This is a genomic window from Streptomyces monticola (genome assembly GCF_042665355.1).
Lineage (GTDB): Bacteria > Actinomycetota > Actinomycetes > Streptomycetales > Streptomycetaceae > Streptomyces > Streptomyces monticola.
Genome location: NZ_JBHTCF010000020.1, coordinates 42,201 through 56,254, shown reverse-complemented (window position 1 = coordinate 56,254; position 14,054 = coordinate 42,201). Strand labels below are relative to the sequence as shown.

Below are 14,054 nucleotides of genomic sequence, written 5' to 3'. Positions count from 1 at the left end.
CGTCGCGCCCTCGTGTCGGCTTGAGAACGGCCGTTCTCGCCCCTATGGTCCCAGCATAGGGCAGCGCTGCTCCGGCTCGTCAGAGTGCCCGGAGCATCCGTACGCCCTCACAGAACGCCGTAGCGGACTATCGGGGGAAGCCGTGCTGCGTATCCATTTCAGTGCCGGAGACCTGGCCCGCACCAGGATCGCCGAGGAACCGGACCCCTTATGGGAAACCGTCCTCAGCCTGCACCAACTGCACGAGAAACGAAGGGAACCGGTACTCGACGCCTGGCGCCGCCGCCGGTGCGCGCGCGGCGCGGGGGCGCTGCGGATGCTGTCGCCGCTGATGCCGCCGCGCGGCTACTTCCCCGACTTCCTCACTCCGGCCGCCGCGTCGGGCGGCCTCGACTGCGGCATCGACGCCGTACTCGCCACACCGCGACGCCAACTGCGCGCCGAACTGGTCCTGTTGTCGGACGGCAACCCGCTGCCCCGCTGGGCCGGGCAACTGGCCGACGGCGAGACGGGCATCCTGCACCGCCTCGGCCGGGCCCTGCGCGACTACCACGCCTCCGTCCTGCAGCCGGCCTGGCGGGACATCGCCGCCCACGTCGAGAGCGACCGGCGGCACCGCACCGGAGCCCAGTGCCGCCTCGGCACCGAAGAGATGCTGCGCACCTTCGCGCCCGTGCTGCGCTGGCAGTCACCGGTTCTGTGCGCGGATTACCCCGTCGAGCGGGATGTGCACCTGGACGGCCGCGGACTGCTGCTCGTGCCGTCCTACTTCTGCCGCCGTACGCCGGTCGCCCTCCTCGACGAGACCCTGTGGCCGGTCCTCGTCTACCCCGCCCGGCCGCCCCGCCCCGAGGCCCCCGAATCCCCGGCCCCGCGCCTCGCCCCCCTGCTCGGCCACACCCGGGCAGCCGTGCTGCAGGCACTCCAAGAACCCTGCACCACCACTGAGTTGGCGCGCTGCGCAGGAGTGTCCCTGTCATCGGCGAGCGAGCACGCCGCCGTACTGCGCCGCGCCGGACTCGTCGCCAGCACCAGGGAGCGGCACTGTATGCACCACACGCTCACCCCGCTCGGGAACCATCTGCTCACGGGACAGCTGGTGGGCTGAGCCGAGGCGCCCGGCTCAGCCGCCGTCCCCCCTCACGCAAGACGACTCACCCACGACGACGTGCCCCGCCCGGCATCACGCCGGACGGGGCACGCCACTTCAGCCGGTCAGGGCAGCTCGGTCAGCCCGGTCAGCTCAGGGTCACCTTGGCGTCCCGTGCGGTACGCCAGCCGGTGTTGAACTTGGTCGTCGCGCCGCCGCAGTCCTTGTAGTGCTTGGTGTAACCGCTGGGCACGAAGCGGATCTTGGCGTAGACGCACCGGCCGTTGTTCTTGGTGTCGTTCAGCACGCCGTGCACCAGCCGCTGCCTGCCGTTGTCGCACTCGCGGTACCTCAGGTTCCCCCCATTGACAGTGATCTTCCGGACGCCGCTGCAACGCACCGCGTTCGCGTCGGCCTGCCCGGCGTTGGTCATCGCCGACACAGCCGTACGCTCCGGAGCCTGCGGGGCACCGGCGGAAGCCTGCGCGGCTCCCGCCGGAATCGCGAATGCGGCCGTCCCCAGCGCGGCGGCCCCCACCAGACTCATGCGGATCTTGCTCGTCATGTCTCTCTCCCCGATTGGTTGCTTGCGGACAACCAACAGAGAAGGGCATGGGGAGACCTGGGGTACAGGTGCTTCGGCCCCGCCCGAAACAGTCCTGTCCACACAAGGGCTCGTCGGGGTGCGGCGCCCGTCACATCTGGCGGCTCACCGGCCGCCGGACCTCCGGGTGGCTAGGCCGACGCCGTCACGTCCTCGTTCTTGCCCTGCGGGGCGGACGACGAGGCCTTGGCCTCTGCCGTGCCGGGCTCGAGGTAGGAGAAGCGGACCGTCTTGTCCTTGCGGTCCTTCCCGATGACCTTGTTGATGGCGAGCGTGTCCAGGTTGACGCGTACGACCTTCTCTGAGGTCGCCCGGTCGGGGTGCGTCTTGTTCAGCGTGTCGCAGACCTCGTTGACCGCGAACGACTCACCCGGACGCTTGGCCAGGATGTCGACGATGAGGTCACGCAGCGGCAGCACTCCGGTCTTCCGCCCGGTGCTCCTCTTCGGAGCGGCCGTCTTGGCCGAGGTCTTGGCAGGGGCCTTGGCGGCCACCTTGGCAGGGGCCTTCGCGGGGGCCTTCTTGGCCGCGGTCTTCGTCGCGGGCGTACGCGCGGCGGTCTTGGTGCCCGCCTTCGCGCCTGCCTCCTTCGTGCCCGCCTGCGTGTCCGCCTTGGTTGTCTTCTTCTTCGTCGTGCTCGTGGCCGCGGTCTTCTTCGCCGGACGACCCTGCGCGCTCTTGGCGGCGGCCTTCTCCTTCCGCTGCTGCGGGACGGGCGTGGGCACAGCGGCCTCGGCCGCGTCCTCGGCAACTGTGCTGCTGGAAGCGGGCGTTGTACCGGCCGCGGGCTCCGACGATGCGGCCGGGGCCACAGCCGGCACCTGTGCCTGCAACTTGGTCAGGAAGGCCTCGTCCTCCTGGAGGCGCTTCAACTGTGCCTCCAGCTCGACGATCTGCGCGGTGATGCCCTTCTGCTCATCCTGGTTGCCGGCGAGACGGGTGGCGACCCAATCCGCGTGCTGGGCCTGGATGGGGGTGTCGTCCGATGCTTGGGCCACGGCCAACTCACTTTCCTCGTACGGGGGTGTTGCTGGCGGATGCTACCCACCGTTGTGCAGTTCAGTGGCTCGTTGCATCATCGGCCACCCCTGCGAGGGGCCGGTCCGGAAAGTTGTCTCCGGTTCCGGGAGTGGATTCGGCGGGCGCGGAGGTCCTTGAGGTCCTTGTCAGGTGGTGCAGCGTGAAGGCGCCGAGCGCGGCGTGGAGGGCGGCGGCGATGACGGCGGCGGCGTGCAGTCCGGCGACGAAGGCCGACTTCGCGTCGCCGGTCACGGCGGCCGTGAGGCCGGGGATCTGCAGCGTCTCGTTGAGGGTGCCGCCGAGGCCGGGGCCCTGGAGCCGGAAGATCAGGGCGGCCAGTGAGCCGAGGAGCGCGATGCCGAGGGCGTTGCCGATCTCGTTGCCGGTCTCGGCGATCGCCGCCGCGGACCCGGCGCGCTCCGCGGGAACCGCCGCGACGGCGGTGTCCGCGACGACGCTGAAGGAGATGCCGTAGCCGATCCCGGCCACCACGGTGGAGGCCACGTACCAGCCGATGCCGCCGGAGACACCGGTGGCGAGCAGCAGGAGCAGACCGGCGGCGATGAAGAAGTGGCAAGTGACAAGCGCCGCACGGGTGTTGATACGGGCGACCAGAGCCGGTGTGGCCACGCACGTGACGGTGAGCACAGCGGCGCCCGGGAGCGCGACGAGAGCCGCCTCCATGACGGTCAGGCCGAGCACCGACTGCAGATAGATGCCGCCCAGATACGCCACGGCCGACCAAGCGGCCAGCGGCAGCAGCCCGGTGACGGCCGCGATGGTGAACACCCGGTCACGGAAGAGACGGAAGTCGATCAGCGGTTGTTCGAGGCGCAGTTGGCGCCGCACGAACCACACCAGGGCGGCGACACCGACGGCCCCCGTGGCCGCCGGGACCGCGGCCAGGCCCTCCGCGGCGGCGTGCTTGATCCCGTGGACGGTCAGCAGGATGCCCGCGGCGGAGAGCAGCACGCTCAGGACGTCGATACGGCCGCTCCGCGTGGCCCGCACCTCGCGCAGCAGGCCGGGGGCCAGGACCAGGAACAGGACGACGACGGGGATATTGATCAGGAAGACCGATCCCCACCAGAAGCTGCTCAGCAGATATCCGCCGACGACCGGTCCGATCGCGAATCCGGCGGCGAAGGTGGCGGCGAAGATGCCGATCGCCTGCGCCCGCCGGCGCGGGTCGGGGAACAGTCCGCCGAGCACCGCGAGCGCCGACGGCAGCAGCGTGGCACCGGCCACCCCCATCAACGCCCGGAAGACAATGAGGAGTTCGGGCCCGGGGGCGAGGGCCGCTCCCGCCGATGCCGCGCCGAACACCGCCGCGCCGGTCATCAGCAGCTTCAGCCGTCCGTAGCGGTCTCCGATGTTCCCGAACGTGATGAGCAGCGACCCGACGGCGAATCCGTAGACGTCCAGAATCCACAACGCCTGACCGGCGCTCGGTGACAGCGCCTCGGAGACCTTGGCCATCGCCAGGAACAGCACCGAGCCGTCCATCGCCACCAGCAGCACCGGACCGAGCACCACGAGCAGACCGAGCCAGGCCCGCACACCGGTGGGGCGAGAAGAAGAAGTTGTACGCATGCCACCGACGGTGCGCCGCCACCCGCCCCACAGCCATCCCCGCCTCATGGGTACACCTCACAGGGTCACCCAGGACCGGCCCGTGGCACCTACGCTCCAAGTCATGGAACTGGAGAGCCTCGGGGCCTACCTCAAGACCCGCCGTGACCGGGTGACGCCTGACGACGTCGGACTGCGTACGTACGGCACGACCCGGCGGGTGCCGGGCCTTCGCCGTGAGGAGTTGGCTCAGCTCGCCGGGGTGAGCGCCGGGTACTACACGCGGCTCGAGCAGGGGCAGGCCGGTACCGCATCGCAGCAGGTGCTCGACGCGCTCGCCCAGGTGCTGCGGCTCGATCCGGCGGAGACGGCCCACCTGCACAATCTCGCCCGGCAGCCGACCACGCCGCGCCTGGTCAGGCCGCGCCCGGAGAAGCCGCATCAACGGGTGCTCTCGCTCCTGGAGTTCCTGGGGGAGAGCACGCCCGCCGTCGTGCTCGGGCGCCGCGGGGACGTGCTGGCCTGGAACCGGACCGGGCATGCCCTCGTGGCGGAGCATGTCGACTTCGAGGCGCCCGGCGATCCCGCGCGGCGGCCGTCCGTGCCCCGGATGTTCTTCCTCGACCCGCTCTCCCGCGACCTGCACCGGAACTGGGACGAGCTCGCCCGTGTCCATGTCGCGTATCTGCGGCTCACCGCCGGCCGGTATCCCACCGACGCCAGGCTGGCCGAGCTGATCGGTGAACTCGCCATGCGCAGCCGGGACTTCGCCACCCTGTGGGCGAAGGGCGAGGTCGCGGACTGCACGGTGGGCACCATGCGCCTGCAGCATCCGACGGCCGGGAGCGTCGACGTCGACTACCAGGTGTGGCTGCAGCCCGAGAGCCCCGACCACCGCCTTGAGGTCTACACACCCGGCGACACCGCATCGGCGGACGCGCTGCGGCTGCTGTCCGACCAGGTGCGCTCTCACCTGGACCGGTCCGGCGTACTCCCGTCCCGCGAGCTCCCGTCACGCGGGCCGCTGTCCAGTGCGAAGGCCGCCGCGACCGGCAGATGATCGCTGCCCGTCGCCGGCAGGGTCCACGACGCCACCGGGGTCACGCCCCGGTACAGGATGTGGTCGATACGGACCATGGGGAACCGCGGGCCAGCTGAAGCCGAAACCCGCGCCCACCGCGTCCTGGGCCGAACGCATTCCTGAAGTCAGCGGGGACAGGGCACCGTCGGCGGTGCTGCCGTTGAGGTCGCCGGCCAGGACCGTCCTGTCCAGCGGCTCGGCGGCGAGCGCCTCGGCCAGGAGCCGTGCCGCCTCACGGCGGGCCGTGGTGAAACCGGAGTCGGGGCGGACACGTACCGACGCGAGATGGGCGACGTACACCGCGACGGGGCCCTGCGGCGTGGCCACCGTGCTGCGCGGCGCCCGCATCCACTGCCTCTCCGGCAGGTCGCCGTCGTACCAGGTGGCCTGCCGGCCCGCGCGCACCTCCTCGCGTACGTCCTCGGGCAGCGCCTCCAGGGGGGTGAGTTCCGCACCGGGCCGGGTGTCGTCGGCGGGGGCCTCATGGAGAGCCGCGAGCGCGCGGTCGCGACCCAGGGAGAGCGAGCGCTCCCAGGTCGCCCGGGGCACCAGCTGGCCGACCAGCGCCGCCACGGCGCAGCACGCCACCGCGACAAGGAGGGCGACCTTCCACCGCAGCGACCACAGCGGCCGTCGCCGGTCGGGGTCCCGGGGGCCCGGTGACTTCCGCACGTCAGCGCCGCAGCTTGTAGCCGAAGCCACGGACCGTCTCGATCCGCTCGGCGCCGATCTTCTTGCGCAGCCGCTGGACGCACAGGTCAGCGACGCGGGTGTCGCCTTCCCAGCCGTAGTCCCACACATCGCGCAGCAGCTTCCGCCGGTCGAGGACGATGCCGGGGCCGGCCGCGAACTCGAGCAGCAGCCGCAGCTCGGTCGGCGTCAGCGGCACCGGTACACCGGCGCGGCACACCTCCAGGCCCCGCGGGTCGACGGTCAGATCCCCGAAGGCCAGCGGGCCCGGGGCGGCGGTCCCGGTCGGCCGACGGGGCGCGACCGGCAGCGAGCCACGGCGCAGCAGGGTACGGATCCGGGCCACCAGGACGGCGGTGTCGACGGGCTTGACGACATAGTCGTCCGCCCCCGCCTCCAGGCCCGACACCACATCCAGGGAGTCCCCGCGGGCGGACATCATCAGGATCGGGACCTGGCTCTCCTCGCGGACCCGGCGGCTCAGGCCGATGCCGTCGAGGTGCGGCAGCATCACGTCCAGAAGCAGCAGATCAGGCCGCTCCTCGCGGAACAGCTCCAAGCCGCTGAGGCCGTCGGCCGCCACCGACACGGCATGGCCGTACCGCTCCAGGGCGAGCTGGAGAGAACGCCGGATCGTCGGATCGTCCTCGATCACCAGTACCGCCACCATCACCGAGGATCTCTCCATCGGCACTGTTCTGCCGTCACCGCCCGGGGCGCCGCCGTACGTACGTGGTCCAGTTTGTCGCCAAAAGGCAGAATGACTAAATCGTAAATAATGCGCTATACCTGTTCCGCAGTCGGCCCTTTGACTGGTTATGCGGACTGGAGCGCCCGTCACCATGAACGCCTCATGACCTCCATGAACCCCGAACTGACGCCCACGCCAAGGGCGTTGGAGCGCATACGCAAGCTCTCCGCGCCGTGGTGCGCACGGGTGCGGCAGCGCGTCGACCGCCTGGCCACCCGGGTCTTCGACGAGCCGGCCACGGCCGCGGACGGCCGGCGCTCGGATCTGCTGGTGGCCCTGACGTGCGGCGTGCTGTCGACGGGCGCCGCGTACGACCTGCACCCCCAGGGCCTCGTCTCCGGACTCGCCGCCAACGCCGCCCTCGGCTGGGCGGCCGCCGCCGCGCTGCTGCTGCGCCGGCGCCTGCCGGAACTCGTCACCGTCCTCGCCCTGGCGGAGTCCGCGGGCTCCGGTGACCGAGCGCCGCTGATCTTCGCCTCGTACGCACTGGCCGTCTACGGCAGGCGGAGCCCCTGGCTGTGGGCCACCGTCCTGGTGCTCGGCTACATCACCGTGGACCAGGCGCTGCTGCCGGACCTCGACCGGCCGCCGGGCTACCGGGCGAGCGGGGCGATCGTCGTTCCGTTCGTCCTCGGCCTCGTCGTACGACGCCACCGCACGGCGATGGCGGCACTGCGGGAACGGGCCTCGCAGGCGCGGTCGACCGTGGGCCGGGCCGTCGAGTTCGCGCTCCTCGAAGAGCGCACCCGGATCGCGCAGCACACCCACGACGAGCTGGGCCACCGGCTCACCGTCCTCACTCTGCAGGCCGCGGCCCTGCGTCTGAAGGCGGAGCCGGGCAGTGAGCTCGCGCAGCGCGCCGAGGCCATCGAGGACACGGCGCGCGGCACCATGTCCGACGTCCGCTCCATGCTCGACATGCTCCAGGGCCCGGCGGGCCGGGAGTCCGGGGTGAGCAGGCTCGACTTCCCCCGGTTCGTGGAGTCCCTCGCCCGCAACATGCGCTTCGCGGGCATGGAGGTCGAGACGGAGATCGAGGAGCCGGGCCGCGAACTGACGGCGAGTGAGGTCGCCGTGCTGCGCAAGGTGGTGGGCGAGGGCCTCACCAACGCGGCCAAGCACGCCGCGGGGGCACGCGTGACGATCTCCCTCGCGCACCGTGACGGCATGCTCGAACTCCAGGTGGCCAACGGCCCCGCCCGGCAGCCCCGGCAGCTGTGGGACAGCGGCGGCCTCGGGCTGCGCGGGATGCGGGCGGCCGCCACCGACGCCGGCGGCGACCTGAGCTGCGGACCGACCGCGGCGGGCGGCTACCGCCTGCGGCTGCGGCTGCCCGAGCCGGCCCCGGCGCCGGCCGCCGCCGCGCCGCTGTAAGCGATCGTCGTCGCCACGGGCAGTCATCGTCGTAGCCGCCAACTCCCAAGGGCACAGCCCCCGGCGGCTACGTTCGACACCATGGAACTGGAGATCGTGCACGTCGTCGAGGGCGCCCTGGAGGACGGGGAGGGGCGGAACGTGCCCCTCTCCGTACGCCTGGACTACCGGGCCGCCGCCCCCTACGCCGTCGAGTTCGAGCTCTTCGCGTACGACATGTCCCTGATCTGGACAGTGGGGCGCGATCTGCTGATCGACGGGCTGAACAGCGTGTCAGGACACGGGGACGTGGTGGTCTGGCCCGCGCTCGACGGCCGCCATGATCGCGTGGTCCTGTGCCTGCGCAACGGCTCCCGTTCGGGATTCTTCTCCCTCTCCCGGTACGACCTCGACGTCTTCCTGCGCCAGACCCTGGACATGGTCCCCGCCGGGTGCGAGGGCGGCGGCACGGACCTCGAACGGAAACTCACGGACTGGCTCGCCGACGACTGAACCCGGCTGCACTGGCCGCATCGGCCGCACCGACTCATCAGGAGGGGGGCGCTGTTGGGAACTTAAACCCCATATGGTGTGATGACGGATCTAAGTCCAGAAACGGCGGAAAGGTCCGAACGTGATACGCGTGGTGCTGGCCGACGACGAAGAGATCATCAGGGACGGGCTGCGGACCGTACTCGAGTCGGCGGGTGACATCGAGGTCGTGGGCGTCGCGAACAACGGCACGGAAGCCCTCACCGCCGTACGCCAGTTGGTCCCCGATGTGCTGGTGCTCGACCTCAACATGCCGGTCATGGGCGGCATCACCGCGCTGCGCCACCTCGAAGGCGTCCATCCGCGGCCACGGGTCCTCATCCTCACCACCTTCGGTGACGAGGGCAGCCTCCTGAAGGCCTGGGAGTGCGGGGCCGACGGCTTCATGCTCAAGATGTCCAGCTCCGCCGACCTGCTGCACGCCGTGCGCAACGTGGCCGCCCAGGGCAACGCTCTCGCGCCGGCCCTCATCAAGCAGCTCCTCGACCGGATGGTCGCCGGGAACGACAGCGAGGCCGAACTCTTCAAGCAGCGCCTGCACTTGCTGTCCGCGCAGGAGCGCCGCACGGTCCTCGGCGTCGCCAAGGGCAGGTCGAACCGGGAGATCGGCCGCGAACTCGGTGTCGCCGAAGGCACCGTCAAGGCGTATGTCTCGCGCGCCCTGCAGAAGCTGGAACTCTCCAACCGTACGCACATGGCGGTGCTCGCCAACAAGGTCCTGGCCGCGGTGGAGCAGGCCGGGGGAGAGCAGGCCGGAGGGGTGCAGGCTGGGGCCGAGCGGGCCCGGGCTCGGCGGACCGTTCTGTAAGCCTTCGTCGTCTCTGTAAGCCTTCGTCGTCGCGGCGGCCGCCTCTCGCTGACAACCCGTCAAATGATCATGGTGGGGAAGTCTGTGCAGCGACGTCCGAGAGGAACGCGATGAAACCCGCCCCCGTCTTCTATGAACAACCCCCGGCCGCCGACTGCGCCTGCCGCGGCTGCCGCTCCGAACTGGCCCTGAAAAAGCGCGAGTTGGCCTCGGCGCCGGGAGCCGTGTGGTGTGCACGCGCCGCGACCGCGGTGCTCGCGGGGGCTTCGGTGGCCGGTACCGCGGGGGCGGCCGTGGCGGCGGAGACGGCCCCGGGCCCGCGTCCCGGCACCACCCCGAGCGCCTCCGCATCCCAGTCGGCCCAGCTCTCCCTGCCCACCGGCCACGAGCAGGGTAAGGTCGGCCCCCTCCAGGGCCAAGGCGCCGGCGTCCAGCGCTCGATGGGCACACAGTCCCTGACCCGCGCACAGATCCTGGCCCGTGCCCAGACCTGGGTCGACCAGCGGGTGCCGTACTCCCAGTCGTCCTACCGCGGCGGCTACCGCACCGACTGCTCCGGCTACGTCTCGATGGCCTGGGGCCTCGGCAGCAACCAATGGACCGGCAGCCTGGCGCAGTTCGGGGTGCGGATCGGCAAGAACGACCTCAAGCCGGGCGACATGCTGCTGTACCACAACAGCGCCAACCCGGTGAACGGCTCGCACGTGACCATCTTCGGCGGCTGGGCCGACGCCTCGAAGACCAGGTACATCGCCTACGAGCAGACCCGACCCACCGCCCTCAAGCGCACCACCCCGTACGCCTATTGGAACAACTCCTCGAAGTACGTGGCGTACCGCTACAAGAACGTCGCCGACAACGGTGGCGGCGACCAGGGCGGCGGGTCCGGCGGCGGCGACCAGGGCGGGGGCTCCGGTGGCGGCTCCGGCACCGCCTTCCCCGGTACGGGCAGCTTCGGCCCCGGCGCCAACAACGCCCATGTCACCAAGCTCGGCACGATGCTGGTGGCCCGCGGCGCGGGCGGCTACTACTCCGTCGGCCCCGGCCCCCGCTGGGGCGAGGCCGACCGCAAGGCCACGGCCGCCTTCCAGCGCGCCCAGGGCTGGTCGGGCTCCGGCGCGGACGGCATGCCGGGCCCGAAGACCTGGCAGTACCTCGTCGACGGCGTGGGCAAGAACGTGGGCGGCGGTGACCAGGGCGGCGGGTCCGGAGGCGGCTCGGGCGGCGGCTCCGGCACCGCCTTCCCCGGCACACAGCACTTCCGGCCCGGCGCGAGCAACGCCCATGTCGCCGCCCTGGGCAAGGCGTTGGTGAGCAAGGGCTTCGGCCGCCACTACGCGGTGGGACCCGGCCCGAAGTGGTCCGAGGCCGACCGGCGGAACGTGCAGGAATTCCAGCGGGCGCAGGGCTGGAGCGGCTCGGGCGCGGACGGCTACCCGGGTCCGAAGACCTGGCAGCGGCTGTTCGGCTGAGCGTCGCGGGGACGGGGGTGACCGGCCGGGTCCGCCCTGGAAAGTGGGCCCGGCCGGTCTTTGCCCATGGAGACCACGGGTGTTGCCTACCAGGCCCGGTGCCAGTAGAGGGCATTGCTCGCGACGCGTATGGGAGCGGCCCCATTGGCGTGCTGCCACTGCGTATCGGGGGTGTTGAGGAAGCGCATCGGGAACGAACCCGACGTCTCCGTGAAGATGGAGATGTGGTTGATGGCGGCCTCGGGCTTGTAGACGACCTTGTGGTCGACCGGCATGGACGTCGCGGAACCGGACCTGACCACCGGGTCGCGTTCGGAGCCGACGGTCGTCCAGTCCGTCTGCTGTGCGGACTGGGGATTCTTGATCTGGTTGGCGAGGAAGTCGGAGTTCGGCTTCATTTCGTCGCACTGCCCGAACCGGATGAAGTAGTTGTTGCAGACGTACCCCCAGTTCGTGCCGCCGTGCGGGGAAGAGAGTGTGACGACGTCCTCGACATAGAGGTACGGGGGGAAGTCCGGGTTGCCCTTGCTGACCTCGGTGAGGGCGGACTGGATGATGAGCCCGCCCATCGAGTGGGCCAGGACGTCCACCGACTTGCCCTGGCTGGAGTACTTCGCATAGATGTCGTGGGCGAGGAAACGGGCGAGTTCCGTCAACGGGGTGTCCCGGTCCCCTCCCGGAGGCATCTCGGGATTGCGCTCCACGTATTCGAGATCACAGTTTTCGTTGCTCGAGTAGTACCCGTAGGTCCTGATTTCGCCGGTCCAGCCCCAGGAGCGCAGGGCGCCCTGAGCCTCGTCCCAGTAACCGCGGCGCCAGTTGCCGTCGTTGTCCACGTAGCCCTCGCAGGTCCAGCCGTTGCCGAGTTTGCGGGGGACGACGCTGTTGTCGAATCCGTGAATCAGGTACAGCGGTTCGTCGACGCTGTCGCCGCGCGGCGGCGGGGCGGTTGCGGCGTTCGCGGGCATTCCGGACGCGAGCAGGGCCGAACCGGCCAGGAGAAGCGAGATGAGAGAGACGAGAAGTAATCGGAATCTCTTGGCGAGCATGTGTGCCTCCGAAATCGGTGCCACTAATTGACGTGTCACCGCCGGAGGTTAAAGGCGCCGGTTCACTCCGCGCCATCCGTCGTTCGTACGGTCACTTCTTGCCTCATCTGTCTAAGGGGCAGCCCTGATGTCTTCTCGATGTCTTACTGATAGTTTCAGAATGCGGCGCGTATTCGCTTCAAATGAAAGGTGCCGCAGGTGATTTGAAAAGACCCTGGTGATCGGCGACATGACCGAGGCCTACGACGCCAGGCTCCGGGCGTCCCCCATGACGACGACCGGCCGGTCCTGCGGATCCAGGGCAGCCAGAAGCTTCCTGATGTGGTCGCGCCGCAGCGTCACACAGCCCTGGGTGCCGTCGCCGTGGTCGACGTGCAGCCATATCCCGCCGCCCTTCGCCTCGCCCTGCGGCCGGGAGCGGTCCAGGGGCGAGACGCCGACGGCCCGGTTGTAGTCGACGGCCACGACGTAGTCGAAGGTGCCGTCGAGCGAGTTGCCGCCGTCGCTGCGGCCCGACGCCACGAACAGATCGTCGCGGTGGTACGGCAGCTTCGTACCCTCCGGCCGCGCCAACCGCCCGCCCGAGTCCGAGAGTTCGTACACCCCGACCGGCGAGCGCAGATCGCCCGAGCGGTGGTCCGGGGTCCAGCCGCGGGTGCCGTTGCGGGCGGGCCAGCGCTCCCGCGCCTGCCAGCGGCCTTCGCGCCGCTCGTACAGGACCGCCTGTGCGTCGGGGGAGTCCTTGTCCTTGCCGGTGACGACGAGGACCTGCCGGGAGGCGGCGGGCACGGCGGCCGCGGTGCGGGGGCCGAGGCCCGCCGACTCCCGCAGGGAACCGGCGGGTTCGCCGGGCCGGCCGCCCGCGGGTGCCGTGTCCGCGGGTGCCGCGGTGCCGGGTACCTGCGCGCCCGCGGATGACGTCCTGCCGCCCTCCTTCGCCCGCTGGGCGACCCAGGCGGAGCCGCCCGCCGCCGCTGCCAGGGCGCACACCGACGTGAGGCTCACCAGGAGCCGCCCCTTGCGGGTGAGCCGCACGCCCACGCCGGGCCCAGCCGTGTCCCTGCCCCCGCCCGACCCGGCGGCCTGCTCAGACTGCCGACGCATCGGCCTGGCCCTTCTGCCGCGAGTGATAGAAGGCCACCGTCAAGTCCCGCAGTAGCGCGGAGCGTTGACGCTCGTCCAGCTGGACGGCGGCGCGATCGGCAAGCCGGTCGATGGCCTCCGTCGCGGAGTCCACGACCTCGTCGAGGACGATCGACCGCGTCGCCGAGTCGATCTCCGCGACCTGCCGGGCCCGCAACGCGGCCGCGAACTGCGGGTCGTAGTCGACCGAGAGCAGCTGCACGCCGTACACCTCCAGGCCCGCCGCCTTGGCACCGGCCGCCACGGACCGGGTCAGCGCGTCGCTGACCGTGGGGGCGTTCGTGAACAGATTCAGCGAGCCCTCTCCGTCCGGCCGCACGGCGGGCACCGTCTCCATCACGGCCGCCTGCACCAGGTCCCGCAGATACGCCTGGTGGTCGTCGACGACGTACAACGCCTTCGCGGTGTCCCGTACTTGCCAGATGACGAGCAGTTCCAGCTGCAGCGGTACGCCGTCACAGTCGCTCGCCTTCATGGGGGCGCTGCGCCAGTGCCGAACCCGGACATCCACGAGCCGGCGCCTGGCCAGCGGCGCTACCCACACCAGGCCGCTGCGCCGCACCGTGCCCCGGTAGCGGCCGAGGCCGCTGAGCACACAGGCGCGGCCGCCGGGAATCACGGTCAGTCCGAAGCCGATGAGGAGCAGCACCACCGCGCCCGCCCCGAGCGCCACCCGCGCCTCGAAGGAGGCGGCGCCGTACACGTGGACCACACCGCCCGCGCCGCCCGCGAGCCCGGCGGTGAGCAGGGCGATCAGCCACGCCGGAAGGCGGCTGGCCGAACGCTCCGTCAGGCGGCTGTCGGGACGCGGCGGGCGCCGGTTCGACAGCGTGGTTTCGATCGCCGACACAGGCGAGCGCTCCTTTCGG

The 14,054-nt window shown here is 71.0% G+C and carries 13 protein-coding genes and 1 pseudogene; 6 read left to right on the top strand and 8 right to left on the bottom strand.

Annotation, left to right across the window (positions count from 1 at the left end; all coding sequences use genetic code 11):
• The first annotated feature begins 142 nt into the window (after window positions 1-142).
• Entirely contained in the window at window positions 143-1,108 is a 966-nt protein-coding gene (locus ACFQVC_RS34210; RefSeq protein ID WP_381837997.1) for an ArsR/SmtB family transcription factor, read from the top strand.
• A gap of 130 nt (window positions 1,109-1,238) precedes the next feature.
• Here ACFQVC_RS34210 and ACFQVC_RS34205 read toward each other — a convergent pair whose 3' ends face one another.
• The 3 genes from ACFQVC_RS34205 to ACFQVC_RS34195 form a co-directional block, all read right to left on the bottom strand.
• Window positions 1,239-1,655, bottom strand: a complete 417-nt coding sequence (locus ACFQVC_RS34205; RefSeq protein ID WP_381837995.1) for a hypothetical protein — start codon at window positions 1,653-1,655, stop codon at window positions 1,239-1,241.
• Window positions 1,656-1,825: 170 nt separating this feature from the next.
• Window positions 1,826-2,692 (bottom strand): hypothetical protein, encoded by an 867-nt coding sequence (locus tag ACFQVC_RS34200; protein WP_381837993.1) that lies wholly within the window; start codon window positions 2,690-2,692, stop codon window positions 1,826-1,828.
• Window positions 2,693-2,753: 61 nt separating this feature from the next.
• Window positions 2,754-4,307 (bottom strand): MFS transporter, encoded by a 1,554-nt coding sequence (locus ACFQVC_RS34195; RefSeq protein ID WP_381837991.1) that lies wholly within the window; start codon window positions 4,305-4,307, stop codon window positions 2,754-2,756.
• 103 nt (window positions 4,308-4,410) lie between these two features.
• On the opposite strand from ACFQVC_RS34195, the gene ACFQVC_RS34190 reads away from it, so the two are divergent.
• A complete protein-coding gene (locus ACFQVC_RS34190) occupies window positions 4,411-5,346 on the top strand; it encodes a helix-turn-helix transcriptional regulator (protein WP_381837989.1) in 936 nt (311 codons plus the stop codon).
• Here ACFQVC_RS34190 and ACFQVC_RS34185 read toward each other — a convergent pair.
• Both ACFQVC_RS34185 and cseB read right to left on the bottom strand, forming a co-directional pair.
• Window positions 5,256-5,712 (bottom strand): annotated as a pseudogene (locus tag ACFQVC_RS34185) (endonuclease/exonuclease/phosphatase family protein); the annotation flags it as partial. The gene ACFQVC_RS34190 and the pseudogene ACFQVC_RS34185 overlap by 91 nt on opposite strands.
• A gap of 328 nt (window positions 5,713-6,040) precedes the next feature.
• Window positions 6,041-6,745 carry a two-component system response regulator CseB gene (gene cseB, locus ACFQVC_RS34180; RefSeq protein WP_381837987.1) on the bottom strand — a complete coding sequence of 235 codons (705 nt, stop codon included), beginning with the start codon at window positions 6,743-6,745 and terminating at the stop codon, window positions 6,041-6,043.
• Window positions 6,746-6,910: 165 nt separating this feature from the next.
• On the opposite strand from cseB, the gene ACFQVC_RS34175 reads away from it, so the two are divergent.
• The 4 genes from ACFQVC_RS34175 to ACFQVC_RS34160 all read left to right on the top strand — a co-directional run bounded on the left by ACFQVC_RS34175 (window position 6,911) and on the right by ACFQVC_RS34160 (window position 10,993).
• Window positions 6,911-8,182, top strand: a complete 1,272-nt coding sequence (locus tag ACFQVC_RS34175; protein ID WP_381837985.1) for a sensor histidine kinase — start codon at window positions 6,911-6,913, stop codon at window positions 8,180-8,182.
• Between the two features lie 81 nt (window positions 8,183-8,263).
• Window positions 8,264-8,674 carry an SsgA family sporulation/cell division regulator gene (locus ACFQVC_RS34170; protein WP_381837984.1) on the top strand — a complete coding sequence of 137 codons (411 nt, stop codon included), beginning with the start codon at window positions 8,264-8,266 and terminating at the stop codon, window positions 8,672-8,674.
• 121 nt (window positions 8,675-8,795) lie between these two features.
• Window positions 8,796-9,521 carry a response regulator transcription factor gene (locus ACFQVC_RS34165; protein WP_381837982.1) on the top strand — a complete coding sequence of 242 codons (726 nt, stop codon included), beginning with the start codon at window positions 8,796-8,798 and terminating at the stop codon, window positions 9,519-9,521.
• 110 nt (window positions 9,522-9,631) lie between these two features.
• Window positions 9,632-10,993 (top strand): peptidoglycan-binding protein, encoded by a 1,362-nt coding sequence (locus ACFQVC_RS34160; RefSeq protein WP_381837980.1) that lies wholly within the window; start codon window positions 9,632-9,634, stop codon window positions 10,991-10,993.
• Between the two features lie 86 nt (window positions 10,994-11,079).
• Here the strand turns inward: ACFQVC_RS34160 and ACFQVC_RS34155 are convergent, their stop codons facing one another.
• The 3 genes from ACFQVC_RS34155 to ACFQVC_RS34145 all read right to left on the bottom strand — a co-directional run bounded on the left by ACFQVC_RS34155 (window position 11,080) and on the right by ACFQVC_RS34145 (window position 14,035).
• Window positions 11,080-12,042: an esterase/lipase family protein gene (locus ACFQVC_RS34155; protein WP_381837978.1), complete on the bottom strand. Its 963-nt coding sequence runs from the start codon at window positions 12,040-12,042 to the stop codon at window positions 11,080-11,082.
• 240 nt (window positions 12,043-12,282) lie between these two features.
• On the bottom strand, window positions 12,283-13,146 hold the full coding sequence (locus tag ACFQVC_RS34150) for a L,D-transpeptidase family protein (protein ID WP_381837976.1): 864 nt from the start codon (window positions 13,144-13,146) through the stop codon (window positions 12,283-12,285).
• A complete protein-coding gene (locus tag ACFQVC_RS34145; protein WP_381837974.1) occupies window positions 13,130-14,035 on the bottom strand; it encodes an SPFH domain-containing protein in 906 nt (301 codons plus the stop codon). Before ACFQVC_RS34145 ends, ACFQVC_RS34150 begins: the two co-directional genes overlap by 17 nt.
• Window positions 14,036-14,054: the final 19 nt, after the last annotated feature.

Coding starts and splice junctions, on each gene's coding strand:
- ACFQVC_RS34205 (WP_381837995.1), bottom strand. CDS start 1,655: ATGACGAGCAAGATCCGCATGAGTCTGGTGGGGGCCGCCGCGCTGGGG.
- ACFQVC_RS34195 (WP_381837991.1), bottom strand. CDS start 4,307: ATGCGTACAACTTCTTCTTCTCGCCCCACCGGTGTGCGGGCCTGGCTC.
- ACFQVC_RS34190 (WP_381837989.1), top strand. CDS start 4,411: ATGGAACTGGAGAGCCTCGGGGCCTACCTCAAGACCCGCCGTGACCGG.
- cseB (WP_381837987.1), bottom strand. CDS start 6,745: ATGGAGAGATCCTCGGTGATGGTGGCGGTACTGGTGATCGAGGACGAT.
- ACFQVC_RS34175 (WP_381837985.1), top strand. CDS start 6,911: ATGACCTCCATGAACCCCGAACTGACGCCCACGCCAAGGGCGTTGGAG.
- ACFQVC_RS34170 (WP_381837984.1), top strand. CDS start 8,264: ATGGAACTGGAGATCGTGCACGTCGTCGAGGGCGCCCTGGAGGACGGG.
- ACFQVC_RS34160 (WP_381837980.1), top strand. CDS start 9,632: ATGAAACCCGCCCCCGTCTTCTATGAACAACCCCCGGCCGCCGACTGC.
- ACFQVC_RS34155 (WP_381837978.1), bottom strand. CDS start 12,042: ATGCTCGCCAAGAGATTCCGATTACTTCTCGTCTCTCTCATCTCGCTT.
- ACFQVC_RS34150 (WP_381837976.1), bottom strand. CDS start 13,146: ATGCGTCGGCAGTCTGAGCAGGCCGCCGGGTCGGGCGGGGGCAGGGAC.